This window comes from Aeromonas molluscorum (assembly GCF_051376105.1).
GTDB classification, from domain to species: Bacteria; Pseudomonadota; Gammaproteobacteria; order Enterobacterales; family Aeromonadaceae; genus Aeromonas; species Aeromonas molluscorum.
In genome coordinates this window covers 282,878-308,543 of the sequence record NZ_JBPQCY010000002.1, presented here as the reverse complement: position 1 = coordinate 308,543, position 25,666 = coordinate 282,878, and the positions used below count along the sequence as shown (strand labels likewise).

General features: G+C 61.1%; 21 protein-coding genes. 3 read left to right on the top strand and 18 right to left on the bottom strand.

Annotated features, from left to right (window positions below):
- Nucleotides 1-16: 16 nt before the first annotated feature.
- The 3 genes from ACSMDR_RS12035 to ACSMDR_RS12025 all read left to right on the top strand — a co-directional run bounded on the left by ACSMDR_RS12035 (nucleotide 17) and on the right by ACSMDR_RS12025 (nucleotide 2,516).
- Nucleotides 17-1,333, top strand: coding sequence for an MFS transporter (locus ACSMDR_RS12035; RefSeq protein ID WP_436468405.1), 1,317 nt, complete (start codon nucleotides 17-19; stop codon nucleotides 1,331-1,333).
- A gap of 138 nt (nucleotides 1,334-1,471) precedes the next feature.
- Nucleotides 1,472-2,191 (top strand): MarC family NAAT transporter, encoded by a 720-nt coding sequence (locus ACSMDR_RS12030; protein ID WP_436468404.1) that lies wholly within the window; start codon nucleotides 1,472-1,474, stop codon nucleotides 2,189-2,191.
- Between the two features lie 121 nt (nucleotides 2,192-2,312).
- Nucleotides 2,313-2,516 (top strand): hypothetical protein, encoded by a 204-nt coding sequence (locus tag ACSMDR_RS12025; RefSeq protein ID WP_005902420.1) that lies wholly within the window; start codon nucleotides 2,313-2,315, stop codon nucleotides 2,514-2,516.
- A gap of 119 nt (nucleotides 2,517-2,635) precedes the next feature.
- On the opposite strand, the gene tldD is transcribed toward ACSMDR_RS12025, so the two are convergent.
- The 18 genes from tldD to mshE form a co-directional block, all read right to left on the bottom strand.
- The gene (gene tldD / locus ACSMDR_RS12020; protein ID WP_436468403.1) at nucleotides 2,636-4,084 is read right to left on the bottom strand and encodes a metalloprotease TldD; all 1,449 of its coding nucleotides are present in this window, start codon (nucleotides 4,082-4,084) and stop codon (nucleotides 2,636-2,638) included.
- Nucleotides 4,085-4,341: 257 nt separating this feature from the next.
- The gene (locus ACSMDR_RS12015; protein ID WP_436468402.1) at nucleotides 4,342-5,163 is read right to left on the bottom strand and encodes a carbon-nitrogen hydrolase family protein; all 822 of its coding nucleotides are present in this window, start codon (nucleotides 5,161-5,163) and stop codon (nucleotides 4,342-4,344) included.
- A gap of 33 nt (nucleotides 5,164-5,196) precedes the next feature.
- On the bottom strand, nucleotides 5,197-9,093 hold the full coding sequence (locus tag ACSMDR_RS12010; RefSeq protein ID WP_436468401.1) for a YhdP family protein: 3,897 nt from the start codon (nucleotides 9,091-9,093) through the stop codon (nucleotides 5,197-5,199).
- Complete coding sequence (gene rng / locus ACSMDR_RS12005; protein ID WP_436468400.1) at nucleotides 9,093-10,562, bottom strand: ribonuclease G; 1,470 nt, start codon at nucleotides 10,560-10,562, stop codon at nucleotides 9,093-9,095. Before rng ends, ACSMDR_RS12010 begins: the two co-directional genes overlap by 1 nt.
- Nucleotides 10,563-10,648: 86 nt before the next feature.
- A complete protein-coding gene (locus ACSMDR_RS12000) occupies nucleotides 10,649-11,236 on the bottom strand; it encodes a Maf family protein (RefSeq protein WP_005902410.1) in 588 nt (195 codons plus the stop codon).
- Between the two features lie 2 nt (nucleotides 11,237-11,238).
- Nucleotides 11,239-11,724, bottom strand: a complete 486-nt coding sequence (mreD, locus tag ACSMDR_RS11995) for a rod shape-determining protein MreD (protein WP_436468399.1) — start codon at nucleotides 11,722-11,724, stop codon at nucleotides 11,239-11,241.
- Complete coding sequence (mreC, locus tag ACSMDR_RS11990; RefSeq protein WP_436468398.1) at nucleotides 11,724-12,608, bottom strand: rod shape-determining protein MreC; 885 nt, start codon at nucleotides 12,606-12,608, stop codon at nucleotides 11,724-11,726. Before mreC ends, mreD begins: the two co-directional genes overlap by 1 nt.
- A 41-nt stretch (nucleotides 12,609-12,649) precedes the next feature.
- On the bottom strand, nucleotides 12,650-13,690 hold the full coding sequence (locus ACSMDR_RS11985; protein WP_005340051.1) for a rod shape-determining protein: 1,041 nt from the start codon (nucleotides 13,688-13,690) through the stop codon (nucleotides 12,650-12,652).
- Between the two features lie 216 nt (nucleotides 13,691-13,906).
- Nucleotides 13,907-18,199 carry a DUF6701 domain-containing protein gene (locus tag ACSMDR_RS11980; protein ID WP_436468397.1) on the bottom strand — a complete coding sequence of 1,431 codons (4,293 nt, stop codon included), beginning with the start codon at nucleotides 18,197-18,199 and terminating at the stop codon, nucleotides 13,907-13,909.
- A gap of 25 nt (nucleotides 18,200-18,224) precedes the next feature.
- Nucleotides 18,225-18,698, bottom strand: coding sequence for an MSHA biogenesis protein MshP (locus tag ACSMDR_RS11975; RefSeq protein WP_436468396.1), 474 nt, complete (start codon nucleotides 18,696-18,698; stop codon nucleotides 18,225-18,227).
- Nucleotides 18,688-19,461, bottom strand: coding sequence for a PilW family protein (locus tag ACSMDR_RS11970; RefSeq protein ID WP_436468395.1), 774 nt, complete (start codon nucleotides 19,459-19,461; stop codon nucleotides 18,688-18,690). The genes ACSMDR_RS11975 and ACSMDR_RS11970 overlap by 11 nt, the downstream gene beginning before the upstream one ends.
- A complete protein-coding gene (locus ACSMDR_RS11965) occupies nucleotides 19,461-20,042 on the bottom strand; it encodes a prepilin-type N-terminal cleavage/methylation domain-containing protein (RefSeq protein ID WP_436468394.1) in 582 nt (193 codons plus the stop codon). Before ACSMDR_RS11965 ends, ACSMDR_RS11970 begins: the two co-directional genes overlap by 1 nt.
- On the bottom strand, nucleotides 20,029-20,505 hold the full coding sequence (locus tag ACSMDR_RS11960) for a pilus assembly FimT family protein (RefSeq protein WP_436468393.1): 477 nt from the start codon (nucleotides 20,503-20,505) through the stop codon (nucleotides 20,029-20,031). Before ACSMDR_RS11960 ends, ACSMDR_RS11965 begins: the two co-directional genes overlap by 14 nt.
- 65 nt (nucleotides 20,506-20,570) lie before the next feature.
- On the bottom strand, nucleotides 20,571-21,008 hold the full coding sequence (locus ACSMDR_RS11955; RefSeq protein WP_436468392.1) for a prepilin-type N-terminal cleavage/methylation domain-containing protein: 438 nt from the start codon (nucleotides 21,006-21,008) through the stop codon (nucleotides 20,571-20,573).
- A gap of 25 nt (nucleotides 21,009-21,033) precedes the next feature.
- A complete protein-coding gene (locus ACSMDR_RS11950) occupies nucleotides 21,034-21,702 on the bottom strand; it encodes a type II secretion system protein (RefSeq protein ID WP_005900215.1) in 669 nt (222 codons plus the stop codon).
- 67 nt (nucleotides 21,703-21,769) lie between these two features.
- On the bottom strand, nucleotides 21,770-22,252 hold the full coding sequence (locus ACSMDR_RS11945; RefSeq protein ID WP_436468391.1) for a hypothetical protein: 483 nt from the start codon (nucleotides 22,250-22,252) through the stop codon (nucleotides 21,770-21,772).
- Nucleotides 22,253-22,689: 437 nt separating this feature from the next.
- Complete coding sequence (locus ACSMDR_RS11940) at nucleotides 22,690-23,913, bottom strand: type II secretion system F family protein (RefSeq protein ID WP_436468390.1); 1,224 nt, start codon at nucleotides 23,911-23,913, stop codon at nucleotides 22,690-22,692.
- 3 nt (nucleotides 23,914-23,916) lie between these two features.
- Entirely contained in the window at nucleotides 23,917-25,626 is a 1,710-nt protein-coding gene (mshE, locus tag ACSMDR_RS11935; RefSeq protein ID WP_436468389.1) for an MSHA fimbrial ATPase MshE, read from the bottom strand.
- Nucleotides 25,627-25,666 lie beyond the last annotated feature (40 nt).

The following is a 25,666-nucleotide window of genomic DNA, read 5'->3' as shown; positions in this document are numbered from 1 at the left end:
GGGGAAACATAAGGATATGACAACAGCCACACATGCGGATGGCCACGCCCGCCCACTGAACCGACAGGATTACAAGACCCTGAGCCTGGCGGCCCTCGGCGGCGCCCTCGAATTCTATGACTTTATCATCTTTGTCTTCTTCGCCGTGGTGATAGGGGAGCTCTTCTTCCCACCCGACATTCCCGAGTGGCTGCGCCAGTTTCAGACCTTCGGCATCTTCGCCGCCGGCTACCTGGCCCGCCCCCTTGGCGGCATCATCATGGCCCACTTTGGTGATCTGATCGGCCGCAAGCGCATGTTTACCCTGAGCATACTGCTGATGGCCTTGCCGACCCTGCTGATCGGCCTGCTGCCCACCTACGCCGTGATCGGCATTGGTGCCCCCCTGGCCTTGCTGGCGCTGCGCATCATGCAGGGCGCCGCCATCGGCGGTGAGGTCCCCGGCGCCTGGGTCTTCGTGGCCGAGCACGTGCCCGCCCGTCGGGTCGGTCTCGCTTGCGGCACCCTCACCGCCGGGCTGACGGCTGGCATACTGCTCGGCTCCCTGGTCGCGACTGCGGTCAACAAGAGCATGAGCCCGAGCGATGTCAGCGACTGGGGCTGGCGCCTGCCTTTCCTGCTCGGTGGCATCTTCGGTATCGTCGCCATGTACCTGCGCCGCTGGCTGCACGAGACACCAGTGTTTGCCGAGATGCAAGCCAACAAGGCCCTGGCCGAAGAGCTGCCCCTCAAGACGGTGCTGCGTGAACACAAGAGCAGCGTGGTGATCTCCATGCTGCTGACCTGGCTGCTCTCCGCCGGCATAGTGGTGGTGATCCTGATGACCCCCTCCTATCTGCAGAAACTGCACGGGGTCAGCCCGGCCGATGCCCTGTCGGCCAACTCCCTGGCCATCGTCGCCCTGACTCTGGGCTGCATCTGCTACGGCCGTCTCATCGACAGCCTGGGCAGCGGCCCTACCTTCATGCTGGGTTCCCTGCTGCTGGCGATTGCCAGCTACAGCTTCTATCACGGCCTGCTGAACGGGACTGAGCAGCTGATCCCCCTCTATATACTGGCCGGTTTCGCGGTGGGTATTGTGGGCGCGGTACCCTATGTCATGGTGAATGCCTTCCCGGCCGTGGTGCGCTTCTCCGGGCTCTCTTTCTCCTACAACGTGGCCTACGCCATCTTCGGCGGCCTGACCCCCATGCTGGTCACCTTGTGGATGAAAAATGACGTGCTGGCTCCTTCCCACTATGTGGTTGCCTTGTCGGCGCTGGGTTTCCTGCTTGGCCTCTTCCTCTGGCTGCGAGATCGCAGCGCGCGTCAGAGTGCCCCTCAGGTCGCCTGACATCCCATGATGAATGAAGCCCCGCCAGACGGGGCTTTTCCATACTGTTTCCAGTCGGCTTAGGCTGCATGATACAAACCCTCCGCCGGGCAGCTCACCCCGTCCTGCGCCCTCATTACCACTCTCACGAGGCTATTTATGTTCTTTCAGGCTGTACTGCTGACCCTGCTGGCCCTGTTGCCCATGGTAAACCCGCCCACCACGGCTACTCTGCTGCTGGGTCTGAGCAAGGGCATGTCCCGGGAACATGTGCGCCGCCAGATCAATCTCGCCGCCATCTATCTGTTCGTGACCCTCTGTGTCAGCTTCTTCATCGGCTCCTCCATCCTGGATCTGTTCGGTATCTCCATACCGGGACTGCGTCTGGCCGGTGGCCTCATCATCGGCTTTATCGGCTTTCGCATGCTGTTCCCGGCCCCGCCCCAGGCCGGAGAAACGGATGCCAACCAGAGCATCGCCTTTGTGCCGCTCACCATGCCCAGCATGTGCGGCCCTGGCACCATGGCTCTGGTGATAAGTGGTGCCGCCCAAATTGCGGATCTACCGGCAGATAGCCCGCGCCTGACTATCTACAGTGGTGTCGTGACCGCCTTCGCCCTGATGAGCCTGCTGAGCTGGGGCGTGCTCAAGCTGGCAGATCCGGTCTGCAAGCTGTTGGGGGAGACGGGCATCGATGCCATGACCCGCATCATGGGCTTCTTGCTGGTCTGTATGGGCATGCAGTTCTGCATCAACGGCATCAAGGAAGTTGCCCAGGATCCCGTGTTCCACAGCCCCCCTGCCGTCCAGGTAGAACACAAGAGTGCAAGTTCAACCAACCAAGCTATCGAGCAGGCGTGGGAAGGCGACGGCTCCTGAGCAAGCCGGATTGAAAGAGAGGAGAGTAGGGCTTTTTGGGTTGTTTTTTGTACATCTGTGATTCAGTTTGCGAGGATTAAGGTGGTATTGCCTCAACCATTTACCCCTCAGGAGATATGCAATGGAAGATATGCTGACTGAGATCCGTAGCTACAGCCTGTTTCATGAATACCTGAACGTGGTTGGTGTCGCCACCCCCTCTCCTGCCCGGTTCGTCCAGGACTGGGAATACAAGGATGCCGACCGGCTGCTGGCCAGGATCAAGACAGATCCTCAGGGCCATACCCGATATTACATCGATGCCAGAGCCATCTCGGTCAACTGATCCCCCTCCCACAGCCCCGGCATGGTCCGGGGCTTTTTGTTGCCTCCCACGTCGATAAAACAAGGACCCCGGCACTGGGCCGGGGTCTTTGTTCAAGCACGGGCAAGCTGGATGACCTGTTACTGGGTGCCGCCCACGGTGAGCTGATCCAGCTTGAGCGTCGGCTGACCTACCCCAACCGGCACGCTCTGCCCCTCCTTGCCACAGACCCCAACGCCGCGATCCAGCGCGAGATCCCGGCCCACCATTGAGACCTGGCTCATGGCTTCCGGGCCGTTGCCGATCAGGGTTGCCCCCTTGATGGGAGTGGTTATTTTGCCATCCTCGATCAGATATGCCTCGGAGGCGGAGAAGACGAATTTGCCGGAAGTGATATCCACCTGACCACCGCCAAAGTTGGGGGCATAGATACCCTTCTTGACCGAGGCGATGATCTCCGCCGGATCATACTCACCCGCCAGCATGTAGGTGTTGGTCATGCGGGGCATCGGCAGGGCGGCGTAGGATTCGCGACGACCATTGCCCGTCGGCGCTACCCCCATCAGGCGGGCATTCTGTTTGTCTTGCAGATAGCCTTTAAGAATGCCGTTCTCGATCAGCATGTTATAGCCGCCGGGAACCCCTTCATCATCTATGGTGACAGAGCCACGGCGCCCCTGCAGGGTACCATCATCGACGATGGTGCAGTGCTTGGAGGCCACCTGCTCACCGATACGTCCGGCGAAGGCGGAAGAGCCCTTGCGGTTGAAATCCCCCTCCAGGCCATGACCGACCGCCTCGTGCAGCAGCACCCCAGGCCAACCTGAGCCGAGCACGACGGGCATGGTGCCGGCCGGAGCGTCTATCGCCTCCAGATTGACCAGCGCCTGGCGTACCGCCTCGCGCACAAAGCCAAAAGCCCGACTCTCAAGACCATCAAGTTCCAGGAACCAGTCATAACCAAAACGGCCACCCCCACCGGCGCTGCCGCGCTCGCGGCGATCGCCCCGCTCGGCCAGCACTGTCACAGAAAGACGAACCAGAGGGCGAATGTCGGCGGCCAGGGTGCCGTCGGTGGCTGCGACCAGGATCTCTTCATAGACCCCATTGATGGAAGCCATCACCTGAGTCACCGCCGGATCCAGGCTGCGGGCAAACTTGTCCATCTGTTCGAGCAGGGCAATCTTCTGATGCTTGTCCAGAGTCTGCAGAGGATCCAGGGCGGGATAGAGCAAATTGGCCGAGGTTCTGGCCCAGGCCTTCACCTTGCCCTCTGCCCCAGCGGCGGCAATGCCACGGGCGGCGGTCACGGATTGCTGCAAGGCGCGCAGGCTCAGCTCGTCCGAGTAGGCGAAACCGGTCTTCTCGCCACTGACGGCACGCACCCCGACCCCCTGGTCGATGTTGTAACTGCCATCTTTGACGATGCCATCTTCCAGCATCCAGGACTCATGCCAGCTGCGCTGGAAATAGAGATCGCCAAACTCCACCTGGTGGCTCATCAGGCTGCCGAGCAGCTGCTGCAAGCGGCCTTCATCCAGACCATTGGGGGCCAACAGTGAGGCACTCACCTGATTCAATAGACTCAACTTCTTCTCCATCCCCGTCCGGGGTCAAAAATAGGGCTCAAGGTGCCCGGCGCTCTTCGGAGGCCAGGCTCGCCATCCGACAAGGCGGCGAGTGCCGCACGAGCGGCAATGTTCGGTTCAGGATCCCATTGCGAACAGGATCATCGGCCTCAAGTTGGCCTGATCTGATATGGAATACGCGTCGCCAGGTCGCCCCACTCGGCGCGGCATGTTGCAGAGGCGTACTCGCGCTGCTGCGGGCGCAGGCGGTGGGCATCTCAACGCAAGCGAGTATGCTGCAACACCGGCATGGCACGCGCCAAGTCGTCAATGAGAGCCGGATCCATTGGGGCCAGCACATTGGCGGGGCCATTGGCCTGCTGGGCCAACACCCGTCCCCAGGGATCGATGATCATGCTGTGGCCCCAGGTCTGGCGGCCCGTCTCGTGGCTGCCGCCCTGATTGGCCGCCACCACATAGCACTGGTTCTCGATGGCGCGGGCCCGCAACAACGGCTCCCAGTGCGCCTCCCCCGTCACCGCGGTAAAGGCAGCAGGCACCAGCAACACCCGGGCACCCTGGCCGCTCAGCCGACGATAGAGCTCGGGAAAGCGCAGATCATAACAGATAGAGAGGCCGAGGGGGCCAAAGGGCGAGTCGATCAGACTGACCTCCTGACCCGGGCTGAAGGTCTCGGATTCCCGGTAACGACCATGGTTGTCCGCCACATCCACGTCGAACAGATGGATCTTGTGATAATGACCTCGGCGAACCCCCGCCGGATCGAACACCAGGGAGCTGGTGTGGATATGGTCCGAGCCGGGAATGGTGGTGGGCATGGCGCCCGCCACCAGCCAGATACCCTGTTCTTGAGCCCACCGGGCCAACTGAGCCTGAATGGGTTCAGCCTCGCTTGGCACGGTCGCCAACGCTTCGGCCCCATCCAGATAACCCTGCCGCTCGCCAAAGAGGGCGAAGTTCTCCGGCAGCAACACCAGCAGGGGGCGCGCCGAGGGAAGCGCTGCCAGCAAACGGGCGATCTGCGCCCTGTTATCGGCCCAGTGTCGCCCCGAGATCAACTGCATAGCACATAGCCACATGACTCACTCCTTGTTCATCATCCGGTTGGAGGTTCAGCGCTGGGACGGGCCATCGTGCTTGGGATTAAGCAGGAAAGGACTCACCTCATTGGGGGGCAGGGTCGGTGCCACCTGCTCCACTGCCTGCTTCTGACCCCGGTTGAGCTTGATCATGGCCCTGTCCCGTCCCGCCTCGATAAGCTTGGGAGCGTCGATGGGGCCAGAGACTCGAAAATCGATGCGAGTGATGACATCCACCACGGGTTCGAGCAGCTTGGAGAGCGCCAGCACATAGAGCCCGGTGATGGGGGTCAGGGAGAAAGCCGCCACCACCGGCAGGGTGCCGCCCAGATTGGGGGAGAAGCTCAACTCATAATCTATCTGCCAACGCACCAGATCCAGCACCCCTTCACCTCTGAGATTACCCGCTGCCCCCTTCATGTAGAAGTCATTGTTTTGCACTGTGCCTTTGTCGATCCTGGCCGTGGCGGACATGGACTCGAAGTAGAAGCCCTTGTCGAACACATCACGAAAATCGAGGCGCAGCTTGCGCACTATGGAGTCCAGACTCAGCAAGGAGAGCAGCCGGGCGCCCTTGTCGTTCACCTCACGCAGGGTCCCGCCTTCCAGTTGGTACTCGGCCGTGCCATTCAGACTCGCCAGATCGAATCTATAGGGTACATCCTGCCAGCTGAGACTCGCCTTGGCCTTGGCTGGGGCATCGCCGATGGGGGAGATGTAACCGAGCCGCTTGAGCAGCAACTCGCTGTTTTTGCTGTTCACGTTCAGCCGGGCCCGGGTTTGCATGCCAGTGGCGCTCGCGGTCCAGTCGGCACTGCCGCTGAGCTGGCTGTTCGCCAGCCGCATATCGAGCCCTTTGAGGCTCACCTTGCCGGGAGTTGGCACCAGCTCTCCCTTGACAGACCCCAGGGGCAAGGCGCCAAAACGGCAATCCAGACAACTGAACTTGAGCCAGGGCATGGCATCCATGATTGCCCTGTCTTGATTGGCATCGGCACCGGGTCGCAGGTCCTTGCTACTGCCGGACCAGTAAATGCGGGCAAACTTGGCATCGACCGGCTGACGGGCTGCCAGGGGGAGACGCACCACCCCCATCACGTCCGGGCTGTCGATCATCACCTCGGTCGCCCCGGCGACGGGACCGACCGTGAAGTGCACCGCTTTGAGCAGGGCACTGCCCAGGCTCGCCTGTACCAGCTGACCGTCCACCCACCAGTCTTGCGGCAAGAAGGCGGGCCCCACCAGGGCCGTGCCCTTGTCTCCGTGCTCCGGCAACCAGCGATTGAGCTTGGCTATCCAGCCTGCCACATCGGCGTTGGGTTGGTTGATGGCGATCAGCATGGGTTTGTCACGCAGCCCTCGGCCACCGGCACCGCCCACATCCAGCCGCAGTCGGCTCAGATAGGGGCTCGCCTCGCCATAGACCAGACTGCTTTGCAGCGCGATATCTGTACCCAGAGTGCCATGAATTTCGGCAACCCCATCCAGACCTCGTACCCTGACCTTGAGCGGTTGGCGCATCCCAGCCGCCTTGTTGAGCGGGGCAGGCAGGGTCAGGGCCATGCCTTGCAGCGTCGAATCGAGACCGAGCTGGAAGTTGAACGGCTTGCCGCTTGGCAGATTCAAAGCCAGCGTGCCGCGCCAGTCACTGCGTCCCTGCAAGATGGCCAGGTCGCCTATCTGCTTCGGCTGGCGGGTACTGTCCCAATTGCCTTTGAAACCAAGCTCGACTTTGTAGGCCCCCGGCTGCTGCTTGCCCTGATAGTCCAGGGTCAGGGGCTGATCCCACAGGCTGGCCTTGAGGCCGCGAAAACGGGTCTGCTCGTTGTCATAATCGAGCCGGCCTTGCACCCGCGTCAGGGGCAGATCCAGAGCAGCCACCCGTACCCGGTTGTTGTTGAAGTCGGCGTGGCCTTCGGCCTTCACCTCCCCCTCGCCATCGAGAGGAATGTCGAGCTTGACGGACCCCTTGAGAGGACCGCGCACTTCCAGCTCACGCAGAGCCTGACCGACCGAATCATTCAGGGGCGAGGCTTGCAGGTAGTCGCTGATGGCCTTGCCTTCTCCTGCTACCTTGGCGTCGATGTAGAGATGGGCTCCGGGGTAGAGATCCGGGATCCAGGCATGGACATCGTCTGATCCCGCCTTGCCGAGCCGGGTTGAGTGGCTGCGCATATCCAGGCTGGCATTCTGGAACAGCAAGTCGATCTGCAAGTCGGTGAGGGGTTGCCAGCCGGGATCAAACTGGAAGCGCGCCCTCTCGAGGGGCACGGCCACCTGGAAAATGCCCTCTCCCTTGGCATAAGGGAAATCTTTGAACTCGCCATACCAGAGCAGATCTGCCCCCTTGGCCTGCCCCCCCTGAATGGCGCCACTCAGGTAATCGACCAGGCTCTTGTCCATCACGGCGAGGGGGAAGTAGCCATCAGCGTGGGCCGCATTCTTGACGTCAACGTGGCCGGTCAGGGCCAGGAAGGGGTGTTCGAACAAGTCGAGTCGAAAACGGCTGCTGAGGCTCAGGTCAGGGTTGTCGAGGCGAATGTCCTGGCCATAGAGCACCCAGCCCTGAGGGGCGTGCCACCAATCGAGACGGGCCGAGAAATCGTCGATGGGAATGACGCGCTTGAAGTGACGAGCCGGATCCAGCTTGTCTTTGCTCATCCCTAGCCGGGCGCTGCCGCCGGTCGGGGTGAGCCAGAACTCGCCGTTGAGATCCTCGACCCCTGGCACATCCTGCCAGGCCTTGAGTGTGAGATGGGCGAGGCGGCCACTCAGGGAGAGTCCCTGCCAGTCACCCGCCGCCTGCAAGGACAACGCCTGCAGCTCCCCTTCTGGCTGGGTCTGCTTGAGGGTCTCGGCCAACTCGGGATAGAGGCCAGAGACCAGCTGGCTCAGGCTGGCCGCCTGCTTGAGATCCACGGCGGGCACATAACCCTGGATCTTGTCGCCGATGCGCTCGAGTTGCAACCTGCTGCGCAACCAGGGTTTGCCGTCGAGCTTGAAGGTCATGTCGTGGCTGGCCAGTTGCCAGTCATCCCCCTCCCGACGCAGTTGTACTTTGCCCCCCTGCAGGCCCAGACGGTGAGTCTCGCCCTGTTTGGGATCTTTCCAGATGAGGTAGTTGTTACCAAAAGCGAGCAGGGAGTCGCCAATCTGGCCACCGGCGAAGCTGCTCCACAGCTGGAAGTCGAGCTGGCCATCGACCTTGGGCTCCCCCTGATGGATCCGGGCCAGCAGCGGGCCCAGATCGAGCTGCTTGGCGCCAAGGTAGAGTTGCCCCTCCAGCCTGTCGAAGCTGCGCGCCGGGCTGGTGACATCCAGGATCAGATCCAGGGTGCGCTCGCCCACGCCATTGACCAGATAAGCCTTGCCCACCCCCTGATGGCGCTTGCCGCTGTTTCGCCAGCGCAGATTGGCCACATCCAGCGCCCGCAACGCGCCAAGGGCAGTGGTGATGCTGACACGGGTGTTGTGCACATCGAAGGTGTCGAGTTGGGTCAGCAAGAAACGCAGCAGGGCCCGCTGCTGGTCATGGGGCTTCTCCTTCTGCGCCTCGGCTGGCTGGCTGAGATCGAGGTGAATATCACCATCGCTCAGTTGCAACTCGCCAAACACGGGCCTGAGCCGCTGCAGAGATTGCCAGAAATCGAGATGAGCCCAGACTTTGCCGAGGCGAATAGCAAAACGCCCCGAATCCGGGGCTATGGTGAAGTTCTCAAGGGCCAACGCAGGGCCGTTCTGGGTCCACCCCAAGCCGACGGCATCGACACTGGCCTCAAGCTGACTCCCCGCGAGCAAATGATCGAGCAGGGCCTGGCGATGTTGGTTGATCAGAGGACCGCCAAGGCGCACCAGGCTGACCAGCAGTGCCAGCAGTACGAAGCAGACTCCGAGGGCCAGCCAGCCCCGACTCAACCAACGGTGGATCACTACATCATCACCACATCAAATTGTTCCTGACCACAGAGCGGCTCGCTGATGAGTCGAACCTGCTTGCCGATAAAGACCTCCAGCTCGGCCAGGCTGTGGGACTCCTCCCCGCGCAGATAATCCGCCACGGCAGGCGCCGAGTAGACGGTGAACTGATCGGCATCGTAGGCACGGTTGACGCGGATGATCTCCCGCAGTATCTCGAAACAGACCGACTCCACCGTCTTGACCCGGCCGCGCCCCTTGCACTCCGGGCACTCGGAGCAGAGCACATGTTCCAGGCTTTCGCGGGTGCGCTTGCGGGTCATCTCCACCAGACCGAGCTGGGAGAAACCGTTGACGTTGGTCTTGGCCCTGTCTTTGGCCAGGGCCTGCTCCAGGCTGTGCAGCACCCTGCGCCTGTGATCCTCGGACTGCATGTCGATGAAATCGATGATGATGATGCCGCCGAGGTTGCGCAGCCGCAGATGACGGGCGATGGCCGCCGTCGCCTCGACGTTGGTGTTGAAGATGGTCTCTTCCAGATTACGGTGACCGACGAAGGCGCCGGTGTTGATATCCACCGTGGTCATCGCCTCGGTCTGATCGATGATGAGGTAGCCGCCGGATTTCAGCTCCACCTTGCGCTCCAGGGCGCGCTGGGTCTCGTTCTCCACATCGTAGAGATCAAAGATGGGCGACTCGCCCGCATAGTACTCCAGCTTGCTGGCAAGCTCGGGCACATACTCCTCGGTGAAGCGCTTGAGTGCCTCGAAGCTCTGTCTGGAATCGACCCGGATCTTGTCGAGCTCGGCGCCGACGAAGTCACGCACCACCCGAAACGCCAGGCTGGGATCTTCATAGAGGATCTTGCAGGGAGGGTATTTGTGCTTGCGTTCCAGGATCTTGCGCCACAGCCGCTTAAGGAAGGCGGCATCTTGTTCAAGTTCCTGCTCCCCCACTCCCTCGGCGGCGGTACGGATGATATAGCCACCGAGATCGTCCACATAACCGGCCACGGTGCGCTTGAGACGTTCACGCTCAGCTTCGGATTCGATCCGCTGGGAGACGCCGACGTGGGCGCTGCCCGGCATGAACACCAGATAGCGGGACGGCAGAGTGATGTCGGTGGTAAGGCGGGCACCTTTGGTACCGAGAGGATCTTTCACCACCTGTACCATGATGTCCTGCCCCTGACGAACCAGCTCGGCGATGTTGCCCGCCTGGAACTGTTCTTTCTCCTTGACCGCCACACACTCGGTATGGGGCACTATGTCGGAGGCGTGCAGGAAGGCGGCCTTGTCCATACCGATGTCGACAAAGGCAGCCTGCATGCCGGGCAGCACCCGGCTGATCTTGCCCTTGTAGATGTTACCCACAATGCCACGCTTGGCCTGGCGCTCTACGTGCACTTCTTGCAGCAGGCCGTTCTCGACCAAGGCGACCCGGGTCTCTGAGGGAGTGACGTTTACCAGCAGTTCTACCGACATAAGTTACCTTGTCTGTTCTAGTTTTGAATTCTGGGCAGCCATCCGGAACAGGGGCGGAGGTAACAGGGTAAAACCCGGGGAAAGACTCAGCCCGCCTGTTCCAGATGTGCCTTGATCAGTAGATCCGTCTCCAGCAAGGGCAGGCCGACCACGGCGCTGTAACTGCCCTCGATGCGGCTGACAAACTTGCCAGCAATCCCTTGGATACCATAAGCCCCGGCCTTGTCGCAGGGCTCGCCGGTGCGCCAATAGGCTTCGATCTCGCTCTCATCCAGCTTGCGAAAGGCCACATTGGTGGTCACCAGTCGCACATCACAGCGATCTTTCGTGGCCAGGGCCACCGCTGTCATCACCTGATGCACGCGACCGGAGAGCGCCTCCAGCATGTCTTTGGCATCGAGCAGATCCGAGGGCTTCTCCAGCACCCGATCACCGAGCACCACTATGGTGTCGGCACCGAGCACGGGAAGCACGCTTGGCGCTGCCGCCACCCCGGCCATCGCCTTGTCACGGGCGAGGCGGCAGACGTAATCCTGGGGCTTCTCACCCTCGAGACGCTGTTCCGGCACATCCAGCTTGAGCACCTCAAAGCGGTAACCGAGTTGGGTCAGCAGTTCGCGGCGACGGGGGGAGCCGGAGGCCAGATAGAGTTGCAGTTCGTTATGTTTGCTCATAATCACTTGATATTAAAGCGGCGGCGCACTTTGCGCAGCACCAGAAACACCCAAGGCCATATTAACATCGTGGAGAGGGTGGACCAGAAATAGGCCAGATTGAGGCTAGCACGACCAAACAGATGCTCGGCCCAGAAGATGGCGACCTTACCCACCAGGGAGAGCAGACCTATGATGAGAGCCTGCTGCCAGAGGGAGAAGTTGCGGATCTTCTGGAACTGGAACGCCGCCAGGTAGGTACTGATGGCCATGGCCATGGCACGCACGCCGAGGGTGCTGCCCAGCAGCACATCCAGCAGCAGACCGGCCACCCAGGCGGTGCCGACATTGGCCCGGTGAGGCAAGGCCAGTGCCCAGTAAATGAGTACCATGGCGAGCCAGTCCGGCCGGAAAGGTTCGAACTGAAAGGGGAGCGGCATGATGGAGAGGCTCAGGGCCAGCATGACCGAGAGCCAGATCCAGACTCGCCCGCTAGCGGGTTCCAGCATCAGCGGGTTGCTCCCGCGGCCGAGGCAGCCGGTACCACGGCCTCTGCGTCATGGACCTCGGGCTTCTTGTCAGTCCACAGCAGCAAGAGGTAACGCAATCTGTCGAGCGCCACCAGCGGCTTGGCCTCTATCTGGGCGAAGGGCTTGCCCTCCACATAGTCGGAGCGGGTCACGGTCGCCACCGGATAGCCTTCCGGGAAGCGGCCGCCCAGGCCCGAGGTGACCAGCAGATCCCCCACCTGCACATCGGTATTGCGCGGCAGGTTGCGCAGCTCCAGCTTGTCCAGCTCGCCACTGCCGGAGGCGATGGCGCGCAGATCGTTGCGCAGCACCCGTACCGGAATGCCGTGGCTGGTGTCGGTGATGAGCAGGACGCGGCTGGTGGTGGATCCCACGTGCAGTACCTGTCCTATCACCCCCTGATCGTTGATCACCGGCTGGCCGTTATAGACGCCATCCAGTGCGCCCTTGTTGATCAGTACCTGATGGCTGAAGGGGTCGGAATCCACCGACAGCAGCTCGGCCACCATCTTTCGGGACTCGTTATGAACTGGGGAGCCGAGCAGTTCTCGCAACCGCTGATTCTCATGCTCCAGATGATCCATCTTGAGCAGGCGCGAGCGCAGGGTGAACAACTGCTGCTCCTGCTGCTTGGTCTGCTCAATCAGGTCGGATCGGGTCTGCACCTGAGTCGACATGGTGTCGAGCAGGGAGCTGGGGGCATTGGCGATATATTGCAGCGGGCTGACGAGGGAGCTCAGATAAACGCGGACGTGACTGAACACACCGAAGCGGGAATCCGCAACGATGGCAGCAACCGAGATGATGACGGCGAGAAACAACCGTAACTGAAGCGAAGGGCCTCTACCAAAAATGGGTTTCATGAGTCGTCAAAAAAGAGCCGGCGCTCGGCCGGCTTTGGGTCTTATTCGTAGTGGAATAGGTCGCCACCGTGCATGTCGATCAGCTCCAGCGCCTTGCCGCCGCCACGGGCCACACAGGTGAGGGGATCTTCAGCCACGACAACCGGAATGCCAGTCTCTTCCATCAGCAGACGGTCGATATCCTTGAGCAGGGCACCACCACCGGTCAGCACCATGCCGCGCTCGGAGATGTCGGACGCCAGTTCCGGCGGAGATTGCTCCAGGGCCACCATCACGGCGGCGACGATCCCGGACAGCGGCTCTTGCAGCGCTTCCAGGATCTCGTTGGAGTTCAGAGTGAAGCTGCGCGGTACACCTTCAGCCAGGTTACGACCACGCACTTCGATCTCGCGCACTTCTTCGCCCGGATAGGCGGAGCCTATCTCGTGCTTGATGCGCTCGGCGGTGGCTTCCCCGATCAGGCTGCCATAGTTGCGGCGCACGTAGCTGATGATGGCTTCGTCAAACTTGTCACCACCGATCCGCACGGACTGGGAGTAAACCACGCCGTTCAGAGAGATGATGGCCACTTCAGTGGTACCACCACCAATATCGACCACCATGGAACCTGTCGCTTCGGAAACCGGCAGGCCGGCACCGATGGCGGCAGCCATGGGTTCATCGATCAGGTAAACCTCACGGGCACCAGCGCCCAGTGCAGATTCCTTGATGGCACGGCGTTCTACTTGGGTAGAACCACACGGCACGCACACCAGCACACGGGGGCTGGGGCGGAAATAGTTGTTGTCGTGAACCTGCTTTATGAAGTGCTGCAGCATCTTCTCGGTCACGTAGAAATCGGCGATAACGCCGTCTTTCATCGGACGGATGGCGGAGATGTTGCCTGGGGTACGGCCCAGCATCTGCTTGGCGGCATGACCGACGGCAGCGACCGATTTGGCGTTCCCGCGCTCTTGGCGAATGGCGACAACTGAGGGTTCGTTAAGGACGATCCCTTGATCTTTTACGTAGATCAGGGTGTTGGCAGTTCCCAAGTCGATCGACAGATCGTTGGAAAAGACGCCTCTGAGCTTTTTGAACATGGCTACGGGAAATCCTAAGAATTTGGAGGTGCGGAAAACCGGCTAACTTTACCAATGCGCACCCCAATCGGCAAGCGCTCAAACTGTCACCAATCAATCAAGCGCGACAAAAATGCGAGTCATCACTCACTGGCACAAGCAGACAAACACTAAGAAACAAGGAGATAAGAGGCGGGCTCAGGCCAAACAGCCCCGATCCTCGTCCAGATATCAGTTTCAGTGCATCACTTCGCGGCGATAAATAATTCTGTCATTACCGCGACCCATGCCGAAAATCGCCATGCCATTCAGGCTCTGGGGGTCCAAAAGCCAGAGCGGCCGCCGTCCTGGTTGCAACGCCGACTCGGGTTGCCTGCTCAGATCGAGCCTAAATGGAATACGCACTGATCGGCCTGGGGCCCCGAACTGCAAAAGGACGACGCCATCCCGTGCGGTTTCAGCCATGGTACCAGGCGCCATCTGACCCAAGCCGAGCCGGATCCGGGTGTTGTCATCCAGCGACAGATTGCCGCTTCCCTCATCGAAACTCTGATTGTCGTCGGTAAACAGGATGCCATCATCGCTTAGGGAGAGACGGGTACATTGATCCGCCAGCATATAGTGCCACTCCCCCGCCTGGTAATATTGCAGTTGCAGGGGCACCGCCAGCGGCGCCGTGGCCACCCCCTGCCGGGTGCCGGCCTGCACTCGGCCAAAGTAAGCCTCCATGGGCACCTCATCGATGAGCCTCGCATTGCAGCTGGCACCGCTGCATGTCCCAACCTGCACGTCATTGAAGTCGGGGTTGGCGATCAGGGTCCGCTCACCATCCTGATCCTGCATATAGAGACCAAACGAGAGGGCGCGGTAGGGGCCGTCCGGCTGGTCATCGGAGCGGCGGGCAAAGTCCGTCGCCCCCTTGAAATCGGCCTCCCCTGCCACCCAGGGCAGCGGCCCCAGACTGCGCAGCCGGGCGGAGAGTGACACCCCGTCTCGGTTGTTGGCCACGCTCAGATAGGCATCCCCCCTGGCAAAATCCCCTCGATAGTTTTGGGTTGTCTCGCCAAACTGATTGCGGGCCTGGATATTCAGCTTCGCCAGGAAGGGTTGCCCCATATAGGAAAACTCGCCGCAGGCGGGCATGATGTCGCCGCTGACCAGATTGAAATCCACCGGAATAAAGCGCCCTACAGGCGTGCTGATAGCGGGAGGAATGGTGTATCCGAAATAACCCGTTGCTGGGGATATCGCCACTGGTGGTGTCGCCGTCATCCGGAACACCCCGACCTCGCCCACCGACTGGCCGACGGAGTTGAGATTGTCGCCGCTCTTCTGGTTGGAGTGGTCGTAGCTGGACGTGCCGACCACTGCCTCCACACCGGGTTTGGGCGCCACCAGCTCGCTGCCCAGCGCAATATTGGCCAGCGCGAAGTTGGGGGTCGCCAGGTTGTCGCGGCACAAGTCTTTGTCATCGTCCGCTTGCCAGGCCACCCCTTTGATATCCAGCTGGAACGCCTCACCGGTCTTCTTGAACACGGCGCAACTGGCATTCCCTGCCGTACAGGAGCCCTCAGCGGGCGTGATGCAGAGCCCGACCGGACGGCTGATGAAGGTATCCGCTCCCGTCATCACCAGGCCGGCCGTGTCACCACTGCCATCGTGGCGGACATTGAGCTGCATCTTGCCCGCATCCGGATAGTTGACCACCAGGGTCACTTCACCTTTGGCATCGAAATTCAGGTTGCTGGTGATGGCCGTCCCCTGGGAAGTGGCGATGGCAGTGCCGTTGACCGTGACCCTGCTGTCAAAGGCATTGCTCGCCGGGCTGACATAGCCGCTCCAGAAGCTGACCGGCTTGCTCACATCGGCAAAACCGGGCACGCACTGCTGGCTCGCATCGTCTTTCTTGACCGCCTTCATCACCACCTGCTGCGGTTTGTTGGCCAGGGTATCCAGCACATCGAACACAAAGCCGCTGTCGGCAAAGTCCAGAGTACAGGCAGAGGCGCTGAGCGCCCCGCCCCCCGCCCGGCACAAGCTGGTACTCAGCGGTTTGGTGGACGGGGTCGAGCCGCTCACCCCCACGACCACGGCCCCCTTGAGGTTGTTGCGCAGCTGCAAGCTGGTGCTGCCGCCGCTGAAGCTCACCATGGCAGTGTTGCCGCTGTAGCTCACCTGATTGCTGGCGATCCAGCCATTGCTGCCGCTCTTTGCCGGTGTCAGCGTGGCGCTCACGGGATCGGTGAACAGCTGGCTGCAACTGGCATTGGCGCAGGCCCGGATGGTCAGGGTCTCCGGATTGCAGGTCAGGGGATGGCCACCATGGTCGAACTCAAAATGGTCAATCTGATTGCCTACGGGGTCGGAGCGCAGGGCGCAGATCCGGACATTGTCTATCTGGTGGGCATTAGTCAGGTCCCCGGTCGAGCCAGTCAGCGACAACAGGAAGTTATCAGGCACGGCGGCCTGGCCGCTCTGACCGGCAGCATTGAAGCTGTCGATCAGGGTGCTGTAACCGCTTCCCGTGTTGCGCTCGATCTTGACCAGGGACTGACCGCCGGTACGCGAATCCACCGTCAGCCGATAGCGATGGGGGCGACTACTGTCCGAGCCGCTGTCCACAGCCGGTGAGAGGCAGTTGCCGCCAGCGTTGTCGGCGCCGTTGTTGCAGGTGCCCTTGAGGTAGTTGTAGCCGCTGGTGCCTGAGCCCGAGCCACGCACCACCACGGACTGCTTGCGCCGCCCCTTGTTGGTCGCCCCGCCTTCGCCGGAGAAGTTGCCATATTCATCTATTCCCACCCCGAGCCAGCCTCCGGCAAAACCGCTGACACCTGGCTTGAAACCATAACCAAGCGGCCCACCGAAAGCCCCCGGCTGGGGGGTCACCCTGGCATCGGACAACACCACCGCCATACCGTCCGCCCCGTTGCCCCCATAGGCATACTGGTCGAATTCGATGGTCACCAGATTGTTGGCGGCGGGGAACAGGCGCTGATAAGTCGCCGAAGTGGACTGGCGGGGACTGGCCTGGGTCATGCCGAGCCGGCCATTGACGATGGCGGGGGTGAAATTGCCGCTGCTGCGGGCCACCACCCAGCTGTTGCCGAGGTTGCTGGCGGAGAAGTCGTCACTGAAGCAGAGCAGATCCTCTTCGCAGATACCGGGCCAGTCACCGGTAAAAGGTTCATGGATGATCTTGCTATTGTTCGCCATGGTGACATTTACCGCCGACACAGCCCCCGTCAGCTGAGCCTGCCCGCTCATGACCAGATCACCCGCATTCACATAGAGGATGGCGTTGAGCATGGCGTTGTCGCTGATGGTCATCCTGCCAAAGTGGTAGAACATCAGATCGTTGGCTTTGCCGCCGGCATTGACCTCCATCTGGTTACTCAGGGTAAGGTCACTCTTGAGGTAGAGCTGGGCGGCATCGCCGGTATCGAAGATCAGCTTGTCGTTGCTGCCAAGCTCCAGCTTGTCGATCCAGTGGCTGCCGCCACGGAAGTAGAGCCGGATATCGGACGAGCTCTGATGCTTGAATGTCCTGACATAGGGGGCCTGCAAGTAGCCATTGATGACGCCGTTGTCGCTCACCTCCAGGGTCTGATGCAACTTGAGGGTCAGATCGCCGCGACTACCCGCCGCCGTGATCCTGCCCTGGTCTTTCATCTTGAGTCCATAGACGCTGAGGGAGCTGTGGCCCTGCAGAGTCATGTCGCTGTTGTCCTCGACCGTCAGGTCCCTGATGGCCCAGTCGCCCGCCGCCATGGGCATCTGACTCTGCCCACTCAAGCTGGCCCTGTCGAGATAGTGGGGTTGGAAACTGGCCGTGACATTGCCAATCGAGCTGGTCGACAGCGCCAGTCTGTCATAAACGGTGACGTTCGCACCGGACAGCTTGCCGTTGCCGGAGACCGTCAGCTGATCCACGTGCAGGTTGCCACTGCCCTTGATGCCATCCGAGTACCCTGTGACCTGTACTGCCTTGGCATAGACGGTCGCGCCATTGAGGTTGAGCACGGCCCCGTCAGAGAGCGACAGGGTGTCGAAGCGATAGGTTTGCCCGGATTGCAGAGTGGCCAGGCAGTTGCCGTTGTTCCAGGAAGCGTTCTTGTAATTACCGGGCGCGGGGGTGAAGGCGCTGGTACATGCCAGGTTGCTCTGTCCGTTGTAGGTGGGGAAATCGCCGGGATCGGCCGGAAACTCATCGGGATCGCTGATAAAAGCCACATCCTTGAGGGGATTGGCCAAGGCCCCGCTGACGTTGCAATTGGCGATCCAGGTTCCCCCGTTCCAATAGCCGCCGTTGTTGCAGTTGGCATTTGGCTGGATGGTTTTGCCAAGGAAGGGGTAGTTGGTATCCACGGTGGCGCTGGTGATCCGGCTCTCCCCACTCATGGTGAGTCGGCCGGGAGCGGCATGACTCTGGACCGGGTAGGTGAAGGCCGCAGTACACTGGCTGGCGGCCTCAACCGAGGCTGAGCACCAGGCCAGCGCCAACCAAAGGGCGGGGTGAAAACGGGACATCATGGATTCTCACTCATCATAGGCGGTCTCACGGCGTCACTCCATCAAAGGCTTCCGCCACCAGGGTGCGGCTCACGGCAAAGTCCGGGCTGGCGCCCATCGGGGCCTCTCCACCACACTGCCCCTGGCTGGTGAGCCGGTAGGTGATGCTGATCTCGCCATCCCGCTGGGTCTGGACCTCATTGCAGCTCACCGCCACCTTACACCCCTTCAGGCCGGGATCATTGGCAAATGCCCGGGACGCCGCCACATTGGCGCAGGCGGCGGGCAGGTCGGCGCCACTGCGGTTGGGAAACAGTTGATAAAGGGCTATTTCCAGGCCGCTCTGGGCCGCCATCAAGGCCCGCACCCCGCGCACCTCCACCGTGTTTTTTTCACTGCTATCGAGCAGGAAACGCCCCATGGCCGCGGCAAGCAACGCCATGATGACGATGACGAAAAGGGCGACCATGATGGCGCTGCCACTCTGGGGCGTCATCATGCGAGGGGGCCTAGGGGACATTGAGCAGCTCCAGCTTGTGATTGAAGACGACACGCTCGCCGCTGCGCTCAAATTCCAGCCGCACTCCCACCTCGCTCTGGCTGAAGGCGGCGGGCTCCCGATAGAAGTAATAGGCCGCCGGGCGGATATGCTCGGCCATCAGGGCCGATGGGCTAACGCTGACGTCAGACCCGATGGCAGCACTGGCCCGGGTCAGGGTAGTGCCCGTCACGCAGTAGCGAACCTGCTGGTTGGCAAAGTAGACACGCTTGCCCGGGGAGTCCGCGGTGACGCTGCCATCCATTGTCAGCGACAGGGCACCCGACACAGGACTCTCTACCGTGGCAACCCCGGCGACGCAGCGGCCATAGACACAGCCCTGATCCAGGGTGAGATCCGGGTTTGCCAGGGGATAGACGATGGCCAGATCCTTATCCTGTTCGGGCAACACATCCGGCGTCACTATGGTGAGCCCAGCACTGACCGCCGAGCCCAGATAACGGCTAGCGGTGGTGATGGGCCAGAAGCGCAGGCAGGCTCCCTGATCCATCCCGTTCTGCGCATCATCTTCGATGCGCACCGAGCCAGGCACGGCGTCGCGCAACTCGCGATTGAGCCGCTCCAGGGCGAAGCGGGCATCGCTCATCAGCTGCTCACGGCGACTGGCATCGCCGTAGATCTGGGTGCCGATCCCGATGAACTGGCTGGAGAAGGTGGCCATGACCCCGAGCAGCAGGATCACCATGACCAGCTCGACCAGGGTAAAGCCCCTGTGCACCCCCATCAGTAATTTCCCCGATAGAGGGTGAAATCCACTTCACTCCCATCCGGCAGTCGCACCGTCAGCGCGACACGCTTGCCGATGGATTGCGCTCCGGCGCCCGGGCTGCCAAACAGCGCATCTGGCGTGACGGCGATCCTGATCTGATAGTGGCGATACTCTTGGTCGCTGACGCCGACAGCCGTCTGGGTAAACAGACTGGCATCCTGCCATTGTCCCGCGGTATCAAAATCGTCCACGTCGTTGTAGACATAGGGGGCGAGCCCCTCTTCATCGGGATCCGGGCCATAGCTGGTCGAGCAGGAGGGTATGGTGACGGGCGGGGTACCGGCCGTCTCGCCACAGCGATAACGGCCACCGTTATGATCCGAGTCTTCATCGAAGGATTTCTGCAAAATCTCGCTCAAGACCCGCTGCGCCAGCTGGGCGGCACGTACCTGTTGCACCGGATCGACCGACTGGGGGGCCTGATTGACAAGCAAACCCAGGATGCCGGTCAGTGCCACCGCAAGCAGCACCATGCCGACGACAAGCTCAATCAGGGTAAAGCCGCGGGCAGAGTTGGCATGGTTAAGGGAGGGCATGGATATACCCCTCGGCCTCGATGCGCAGCTGAACTGACTCCCCCCCTCCGCTCACAGTCAGCTCGCAGCCGGCGGTGCAGGTTCCCAAGGGACGGCCACTGCGTTTATCGAAACTGAGTGATGTCTCGGGGGAGAGGACAATAGTGCCGGAAGCCTGCACCGGGCGGCCCCGAGTCAGTTCGTTCGCACTCCAGTTGGCGATCGGGCTGGCACTGCAGATGCCCACCTGGGTGAGGTGAGCGAAGCGGTTCGCCTCCAGCACCAACTGGGTGCAGCGATCTGCGCCTTCGTTCATGTTCATGGTCTGCACCAGCCGCAGCCGGGCCACCAGCTCGTCGCGCAGGGTATGGATTTCAAAGCCGCCTTTGCCCAGCCATTTGGGCACGGCAAAGGCGGCCAGAATCCCGAGCAGCAGGATCACGATGACCAATTCGACTAAGGTAAAGCCTCTACTCGAAGCCATTGTCACTCTCGCTTGAGTCATCGCAGAAAAGCGGGGCATTGAGCCCCGCGTCATTGCCAGTCGGCTTAGTTACAAGTCGCACCACTCAGCGAGACCGAGAACGTAGCGCCAGCCACAGAGGGAGCTTTATAAACAACTTCACAGCTGTTGGCCTGATCTGTGGTGAATACACCATCATCATTTTTCTGCGACCAACCGCCATCAATGGTGACAGCCTCACCAATGCCAGCATTATCCGCTGTAGGGTAACCATAAACTGTCGTCACAGTACTATTTCCAGCAGAAACTGAAGCGGTTTTCTCTTTCTCTGTACCATCCAAAGCTGAACGGCTATAGACCAATTGAGCGCCACTTTGCAGGGCTGCAGCTACACCTTGGGCGGCAGCTTTGTTAGCATCATCCTGCAGATTCAGGAACTTGGGTGCGGCAGTGACCGCCAGAATGCCCAGGATGATGATGACGATCACCAGTTCTACCAGGGTAAAGCCTGCTTGTTTTTTCATCTCTTGTCCTCTGTCGATAATAAAATCAGTTGATATTGGTGGTCACCTGGCCGGAAGCCGGGCGGTAACTGAAACTCATGAACGCCTCAGTGCTCCCTTGCGGGTCCTGATACTGCCCATCACTACCCTTACTCAAACTATTGACCAGGTAGTAGCGACAAACGGAGTCGAGGCCATTACTGGATACGGTGGCATAGTATTTCAGGTCATTACCACTACTACGCACCTCGGAGAAGCTGGCAGTAGCCTTGGGGGGATTTTGCAGCAATCCATCCCAAATTCGCAAACAGCGCTGGGCTGTCAAGTTGGCCGGATCGACGTCAGCCGCTCCGCCCGCGGTATCCATGGGATAACCGGGAGAGAGCTCGCCATTGGCAATCTGGCTGTCGGTGGGAGTAGTCAGATAGAAGCGAGTGCCATCATAGAGCACGGTATTTTGTGCATCCTGCTTGGCCCGACCTTCGGCTTCCCACTGGGCTCGCACCAGAGAGACGGCGGTGGCATAGCCGCCCGACACCCCTTCCACGCTCGCCTTCTTCGCCTCGTCGGTCACGTCGAGAAACCGTGGCAAGGCGGTGGCCGCCAATATGCCCAGGATGACGATGACAATCACCAGCTCGATCAGCGAAAAGCCCGCAGCCCCACGGGGCAGACTCCCGCCTGTTGTGAACTCTCTGCGCTTGCTATATGCCATGGATCCTCCATCGGACGCGGTATTATTTCATGTAGATATAAAAAAATCATGGGAACGAGGTGAAAAGTTAGCCTCGTTCAGCCCCGCCTGGCGGCGCACGCCAAGGGGAAACCCGACCATCGGCGAAGCGATAGTGCAACCAGTGCGACTCGGCGCCAATGAGGCAGCCCCCCACCATTCCCCGAAATTGCAGCGGCAGATTGCCAAGCGAAGACGACCCCATGACGCTCTGCCACAGTTGCTGGCAATCGCTGGAAGGGGTTATCAATGGCGCCAGCCCCAGTGGCCAACCACGCTCACTAAATTGCCAGACCTGCCCCTGGGTGTGAAACTGTGCAGGTCTGCGCTCCTCGAGCCAGCGGCCATGGAGACGCTGCATCCGCTCGGCAAACTGCTCTCCAAGCAGGGTCAGACTGGTCGCCAACGCCTGATCGCGATGGCGGTGATAGCCGCCGACCAGGGTGGCGATGATCACCAGCAGCACCAGAATGGCCGCCAGCAGCCGATAGCCCGACAGCCAGCGAATGTCTTGCTCCCCCTGGCGACTCATCTTTTTCCCCAGCCCTCAGCCATCATCTTCCGGCCCTGACTGCACTCATCATGCCCCGCTGTGGTGACGTAACGAGGCCCAAACCAATCATCAAGTTCACAGCCATTATCTTCCGCCCCTGACCGCACTCATCATGTCCCGCTGTGGTGACGTAACGATGCCCAAACCAATCATCAAGTTCGCAGCCATTATCTTCCGCCCCTGACCGCGCTCATCATGTCCCGCTGTGGTGACGTAACGATGCCCAAACCAATCATCAAGTTCGCAGCCATTATCTTCCGCCCCTGACCGCGCTCATCATGTCCCGCTGTGGTGACGTAACGATGCCCAAACCAATCATCAAGTTCGCAGCCATCATCTTCCGCCCCTGACCGCGCTCATCATGTCCCGCTGTGGTGAAGTAACGATGCCCAAACCAATCATCAAGTTCGCAGTCATCATCTTCCGCCCCTGACCGCGCTCATCATGTCCCACATGGGAGTAAAGATACCCAGCGCCAGGATCAGCACCATGATGGCCACCAGGCCGATGAGGATGGGCTCGATGCGGGCGGTGAGGCTCTTGAGGTCGTAGTCCACCTCCCGCTCGTAATACTCGGCCGCCTCGTGCAGCAATTCGTCCACCTGGCCGGTCTCCTCTCCCACGGCGATCATCTGCATCACCAGGGGGGTAAACAGGGCACTGGCACCGGCGGTGCGCAGCAGGCTCTCGCCACGCTCTATGCCGCCGCGCATCTCGCGGATCCGATCGGCCATGAAGGCGTTATCCACCGCATCGGCCACCAGCGCCAGCGCCTGGTTCAGGGGCACACCGGCCTTGAGCATCATGGAGAAACTGCGCGCGAAGCGGGCCAACAGGGAGCGCTCGATGATGCTGCCGACTATGGGTAATTTAAGCTGCCATCTGTGCCAGCTCAGCTGGCCTGCCCGGGTGCGCACCCAGTGGCGCCAACCCAATACGCTCGCAATCAACCCCGCCAGCAGCAACCACCAGTAGTGCACGAAGAAGTGGGAGGTGGCGAGCAGGATCCGGGTTGCTAGGGGCAGCTCGACCCCGAACTTGGCGAACATGTTGGCAAAGACCGGGATCACCATGATGTTGAGGATCACCATGGCGATGCCGATGGCGATCATCACGAAGCTGGGGTAACGCATGGCGGCCTTGATCCTTTTGCGGGTCTCCAGCTCCAGATCGAAATAGTTGGCAAGCTGTTGGAAGGCTTCCTCCAGCTGACCCGTGTTCTCCCCCACGTGGATGATGGCGATGAACAGGCTGCTGAACACCTTGGGATGACTCTGCATGGCACTCGACAACGGCCGACCATTGCCCAGATCTTCCCCGAGCTGATGCAGGGCTCGTTTGAGGGGCTTGCTGTGGGCACTCTCTTCCAGGCCCGCGATGGCGCGCAATATGGGAATGCCGGCCCGGGTCAGGGCATACATCTGGCGACTGAACACCACCAGCTCTTCCAGTCGCACCTTGGATTCGAACAGCTGGGAGAGATTGATGTCACCACCGCTGGCACGCAGCTCGCGCAGCTCGGTCGGCAAGATGCCGCGCCGCATCAGGCTGTCGGCGGCGGCCAGTTCGCTGGCCGCCTCCAGGGTGCCGCTGACCGCCTTGCCAAGCTTGTCGCGTCCCTTGTATGCAAAGTTCGCCATGGCTTAACCCAGATCCTCGGCCAGACGCAGCACCTCATCCACCGAGGTAATGCCACTGCGGGCATAGTCGAGGGCAGTCAGGGCCAGAGGGCGATAGTGGGGGTGCTGGCGCGCGGCCCGGGCAAAGCCCTCGGTATCGTCACGGCGCAGGGCATCCATCATGGTCTGATCCAGTTCGAGCAGCTCGTAGACGCCAACCCGACCACGATAGCCGGTGAAGTTGCAACTCTGGCAACCACGACCCTTGTGATAATCGTGCTGGCCCGGCGCCTCCCCAGACAGGGTGGCCAGCCAGCTCTCTTGCCCCTCATCCGGCGCCTTGGGCTCGCTGCAGTGCTCGCACAGCCGACGCACCAAACGCTGGGCCACCACGGCGCGCAGGGCGCTGGCCACCAGATAGCCGGGGGCCCCCATGTCGATGAGGCGCAGGGCACTGCTGATGGCATCGTTGGTGTGCAGCGTGGTCAGTACCAGGTGGCCCGTGATGGCGCCGCGCAGCCCTATCTCCACCGTCTCGTTGTCACGCATCTCACCCACCAGCAGGATGTCTGGATCCTGACGCAGGGTGGATCGCAACACCTGGGAGAACGTCAGCCCTATCTTGGGATTGACCTGCACCTGGTTGACCCGGGGCAGTCGGTACTCCACCGGGTCTTCTACCGTGATGATCTTCTGACTCGGCTGATTGAGCTCGGACAGCGCGCCATAAAGCGTGGTGGTCTTGCCGCTGCCGGTCGGCCCCGTCACCAGTATCATGCCGTGGGGACGCTTGAGCTGGCGGCGAAAGCGCACCAGTATCTCGGGCGGCATCCCCGTCTCATCGAGGGAGAGAATACCGGCGCTCTGATCCAGCAGCCGCATCACCACGGACTCCCCGTGCTGCACCGGCATGGTCGACAGTCGCACATCCACGTCCCGGCCCCGCACCTTCATGGCGAAACGGCCATCCTGGGGCAGCCGCTTCTCGGAGATATCGAGACCCGCCACCAGCTTGAGGCGCAACACCAGCGCCTGGGCGATGCGCACCTCGTTCAATATGTTCTCGTGCAACACACCATCGATACGCTGGCGAATGCGCAGCACCTTCTCGTCCGGCTCGATGTGGATATCCGAGGCGCCCACCTGCACCGCATCCTCGAACAGGGAGCGCAGCAGCTTGGCCACGGTCGCCTCCCCCTCATTGCCCCCTTCCAGATTGCTGGATCCCAGCTCGAAGCCTGCGTCCTGATACTCCTCCTGCAACTGCTCGGCGAAGCTCTCTATCTCGCGAGTACGACGGTAGAGGCGGTCGAAATAGTCGAGCAGCTGACCCTCTCGGGCCACGGCGAGTTTCATCTCCCGCGGACGCAACAGATTGGCAATGGCATCCAGGGCGCTGAGATCGGCGGGATCCGACATGGCTACCGTCACCTCATGCTCGCTCTGATGCACGGCCAGCGCGCGGTAACGGCGGGCCTGCACCTCGGGCAAGAGGGCGACCGCCTTGGCATCGATGGTGAGGTTGTTGAGGTCGAAGAAGGGCACCCCCAGCTGGCGGGCCAGGAACTTAAGCAGCTGCTCCTCGCTGATAAAGCCGAGATCGATGAGGGTAGTCCCCAGCTTGCGGCTGGTCTGGCGCTGCTGTTGCAGGGCAAGTTGCAGCTGATCGTCAGAGACGATCTGCTCTTGAACCAGCAGATCGCCGAGGCGCATCTTCAGTCTCGGTTGTGCCATGAAAACTCCGGTGCTGTGGGCCCGCTTTGCAAGCGACGTC

What these genes read in the sequence shown, in the direction of transcription:
- ACSMDR_RS12025 (WP_005902420.1), top strand. Translation starts at nt 2,313, where the DNA reads ATGGAAGATATGCTGACTGAGATCCGTAGCTACAGCCTGTTTCATGAA.
- mreC (WP_436468398.1), bottom strand. Translation starts at nt 12,608, where the DNA reads ATGAAACCCATTTTTGGTAGAGGCCCTTCGCTTCAGTTACGGTTGTTT.
- ACSMDR_RS12035 (WP_436468405.1), top strand. Translation starts at nt 17, where the DNA reads ATGACAACAGCCACACATGCGGATGGCCACGCCCGCCCACTGAACCGA.
- ACSMDR_RS11955 (WP_436468392.1), bottom strand. Translation starts at nt 21,008, where the DNA reads ATGAAAAAACAAGCAGGCTTTACCCTGGTAGAACTGGTGATCGTCATC.
- mshE (WP_436468389.1), bottom strand. Translation starts at nt 25,626, where the DNA reads ATGGCACAACCGAGACTGAAGATGCGCCTCGGCGATCTGCTGGTTCAA.
- ACSMDR_RS11960 (WP_436468393.1), bottom strand. Translation starts at nt 20,505, where the DNA reads ATGGCTTCGAGTAGAGGCTTTACCTTAGTCGAATTGGTCATCGTGATC.
- ACSMDR_RS11945 (WP_436468391.1), bottom strand. Translation starts at nt 22,252, where the DNA reads ATGAGTCGCCAGGGGGAGCAAGACATTCGCTGGCTGTCGGGCTATCGG.
- ACSMDR_RS11965 (WP_436468394.1), bottom strand. Translation starts at nt 20,042, where the DNA reads ATGCCCTCCCTTAACCATGCCAACTCTGCCCGCGGCTTTACCCTGATT.
- mreD (WP_436468399.1), bottom strand. Translation starts at nt 11,724, where the DNA reads ATGCTGGAACCCGCTAGCGGGCGAGTCTGGATCTGGCTCTCGGTCATG.
- ACSMDR_RS12015 (WP_436468402.1), bottom strand. Translation starts at nt 5,163, where the DNA reads ATGTGGCTATGTGCTATGCAGTTGATCTCGGGGCGACACTGGGCCGAT.
- rng (WP_436468400.1), bottom strand. Translation starts at nt 10,562, where the DNA reads ATGTCGGTAGAACTGCTGGTAAACGTCACTCCCTCAGAGACCCGGGTC.
- ACSMDR_RS11980 (WP_436468397.1), bottom strand. Translation starts at nt 18,199, where the DNA reads ATGATGTCCCGTTTTCACCCCGCCCTTTGGTTGGCGCTGGCCTGGTGC.
- ACSMDR_RS11940 (WP_436468390.1), bottom strand. Translation starts at nt 23,913, where the DNA reads ATGGCGAACTTTGCATACAAGGGACGCGACAAGCTTGGCAAGGCGGTC.
- ACSMDR_RS11975 (WP_436468396.1), bottom strand. Translation starts at nt 18,698, where the DNA reads ATGTCCCCTAGGCCCCCTCGCATGATGACGCCCCAGAGTGGCAGCGCC.
- ACSMDR_RS11970 (WP_436468395.1), bottom strand. Translation starts at nt 19,461, where the DNA reads ATGGGGGTGCACAGGGGCTTTACCCTGGTCGAGCTGGTCATGGTGATC.
- ACSMDR_RS11950 (WP_005900215.1), bottom strand. Translation starts at nt 21,702, where the DNA reads ATGGCATATAGCAAGCGCAGAGAGTTCACAACAGGCGGGAGTCTGCCC.
- ACSMDR_RS12030 (WP_436468404.1), top strand. Translation starts at nt 1,472, where the DNA reads ATGTTCTTTCAGGCTGTACTGCTGACCCTGCTGGCCCTGTTGCCCATG.
- ACSMDR_RS12000 (WP_005902410.1), bottom strand. Translation starts at nt 11,236, where the DNA reads ATGAGCAAACATAACGAACTGCAACTCTATCTGGCCTCCGGCTCCCCC.
- ACSMDR_RS11985 (WP_005340051.1), bottom strand. Translation starts at nt 13,690, where the DNA reads ATGTTCAAAAAGCTCAGAGGCGTCTTTTCCAACGATCTGTCGATCGAC.